Source organism: Paraglaciecola sp. (assembly GCF_051252315.1).
In the GTDB taxonomy this organism is placed as follows: Bacteria; Pseudomonadota; Gammaproteobacteria; order Enterobacterales; family Alteromonadaceae; genus Paraglaciecola.
This window is the reverse complement of sequence record NZ_JBPOFP010000235.1, coordinates 1-2,627: the sequence shown is the minus strand read 5'-3', so window position 1 is coordinate 2,627 and position 2,627 is coordinate 1. Positions and strand designations below refer to the sequence as shown.

At 36.6% G+C, this 2,627-nt stretch carries 3 protein-coding genes; 1 reads left to right on the top strand and 2 read right to left on the bottom strand.

All coding sequences use genetic code 11. The features are described 5' to 3' along the window. Window positions 1–190: hypothetical protein (locus ACSHXM_RS21590; RefSeq protein WP_435692460.1), on the bottom strand; the 190-nt coding region annotated here is incomplete at its 3' end. 262 nt (window positions 191–452) lie between these two features. Between ACSHXM_RS21590 and ACSHXM_RS21585 the strand changes: the two genes are divergently transcribed. Then, on the top strand, window positions 453–1,934 hold the full coding sequence (locus ACSHXM_RS21585; RefSeq protein WP_435692458.1) for a PfkB family carbohydrate kinase: 1,482 nt from the start codon (window positions 453–455) through the stop codon (window positions 1,932–1,934). A gap of 6 nt (window positions 1,935–1,940) precedes the next feature. Here the strand turns inward: ACSHXM_RS21585 and ACSHXM_RS21580 are convergent. After that, a partial coding sequence (locus tag ACSHXM_RS21580) for a nucleotidyltransferase family protein (protein WP_435692456.1) occupies window positions 1,941–2,627 on the bottom strand: 687 nt, incomplete at its 5' end.

Here is a 2,627-nt window from a genome sequence, read left to right as displayed (position 1 = left end):
ACTTATTACAAAAAACTGATATGTTCTGGCTATGACTATGCTTAATAATGTCAACTACGGAAGGAATGTGCCGCTGAAAAGCATTTATGTTGTCTTTTTGAGTTTGAGTAATGTGTTTAGCCAACGCAACTTCTAATTCTTCTTGCTTATTGTTATTTTTTTCTATGTGTAAGTGTATGTTTTTTAACATGATTGTTTTGGCTGTGTAAGTCGTTACCTTGATTGTGCCTGAAAATTTAACAGGGTCAAGAGATCATAGGTAAAGAGTTGTTTTGATTAGACTTAATCAATTGCGAATCAAGGAGGGAATACTTTCAAATTAAGTATTTTTATCTAAAGCCGATATATCTTTAAGTTAAAGAGTGAAACCTGTTTAAAGATATAATATTCTTATTTTTCAGTCGTTAACTGGTTTTTGCTGTTGCAATTAATTCAATAAATAGAGAGTTCATTTGTCTAACCTTACTACCTTACAAGATATATTGGCTAAAACTTCTTCTTTGGGGAAGGTCATATTAGTTACTGGAAACTTTAACGTGCTGCACCCAGGACATATTCGATTATTACGATTCGCAAAAGAATGTGGAGATACATTAATTGTTGGGGTGAATAGTAATTCAATTGCCAAACCATTGGATAGCTTAGATGAACAACATAGATTAGAAGTACTTGCTTCGTTAGAGCATGTGGATTATGGCTTTGTTAATTATCAAGAATGTAATGAATTAATAGAACAGTTAAAACCTTGGGCTGTCGTAAAAGGAAAGGAATACGAAGGGGTTTTTAATTTAGAACGTAAAGCCTTAGATCAGTATGGTGGTAAGTTAATATTTAGCTCTGGAGATAGCGGATCGAGTTCTCGTTCATATCTTAAGGTTACGTCTTCAACTAAAGATGTTCAAGTTGAACGTTTAAATGGCTACCTGGGTCGTAAGAATATTGATTTGAAAAGAGTTAATCAAATCATCGAAGGCTTTGGCGATAAAAAGGTCTTGGTTATTGGTGATACGATAGTTGATCAGTATATTCAGTGTAATGCTGTTGGAATGTCTCAAGAAGATCCCACTATTGTTGTCACACCTGACGAATCAAAATACTTTTTAGGGGGAGCTGGAATTGTTGCCGGTCATGCCAAGTCTATGGGCGCTTCATCAGTTAGTTATTACAGTGTCATGGGGTTTGATAGACAGGCTGAGTTTGCAAAAATTAGATTACAAGAATATGGAATCGAGTTAGAAGTCGAGCATGACGATACTAGACCAACTAACTTAAAAACTAGATATAGAGTTGGTAACAAAACTATGTTGAGAGTTAATGAGGTTAGGTCTCACGATATATCTAAAGAAATTCAATCACAAATCCTGGCAAAGCTAAGATCTTCTCTTAGTGATTTCGATATCTTACTTTTTTCTGATTTTAATTATGGAATGCTCCCGCAAGAGCTGGTGGATGAAATTGTAGAACTAACTAAGTCTAACAACATAATTGTTGCTGCGGATAGTCAAAGCTCGTCTCAAGTTGGTGATATCGCTAGGTTTAAAGGCATGGATTTAATTACACCTACTGAGCGTGAAGTTAGAATCGCTTTGAAGAATGATAAAGATGGTTTGGTGGTGTTAGGACAAAAGTTGACAGAAGTATCAAATTGTAAAAACTTATTTGTCACCCTAGCCGAAGAAGGTATTTTTATTCATGAACCACTTAAGAACAGTTGGGAAAATGATCGGATTAGTGCTCTAGCGGCTAACCCCGTAGATCCAGCGGGAGCCGGTGATTGCCTTTTTGCCGCCTCAGTCATGGCACTAGCTTCTGGAGCTACGATTTGGGAAGCCGCTTTCATAGGCTCGGTAGCTGCAGCATGTCAAGTTACTAACGTTGGAAATTTGCCATTGGAATCCTTACGTTTGAAACTCGCAATTGAACAATTTAGTTGAGTTTGACTATATCGATATCAACTGTTTATATTCTTTTGAGGCTAGTTGGTAACTAGTTGGGTTTCCTATATCTCTGTGATAGATAGAATTTTTCCAAGAAAATAGTTTACCTAAAAATGATGGGATAACATCCGCGCTAATTTCAAACGCTTCACTTTCTTTTATACATTCCAGTATTGTTTGAGAAAAAATATACACGGCTCCATTGGCTAAATCGCCCGGTGGCATTTTCACTTTCTCATGCATTTTTAAAACTCTATTGTGCGTATCTAACTCGACAATACCGCAACTTGATGGCGAATCTGTTTTGAACAACATCATGGTGCCTTCGCAATTTAAAGGGCGTGAGTGGTGAGCATGGATAAAGGCATTGAGGTTAAACTTAGATAGATTATCAGCATGGATAATAAGTGTATCTTCGCTGGTTAATTGATGGATGTTCTTACGTAGTGTACCTGCGGTTCCCAATAATTCCGTTTCGTACCAAATTGTTATTTTTTCACAGTGCCTCCAATGTCGCTCCAAATGTGTAACTACGACGTCTTTTAAATAACAAACGTTGATAAATATCTCATCAATATCTTGATTCGGAACCAGCAATTCTAGCCAGTAGTCAAGCAGAGGTTTATCTAAAATTGGAACCATACATTTCGGAATATGGTTCGTAATTGGGCGCAATCTACTACCTAATCC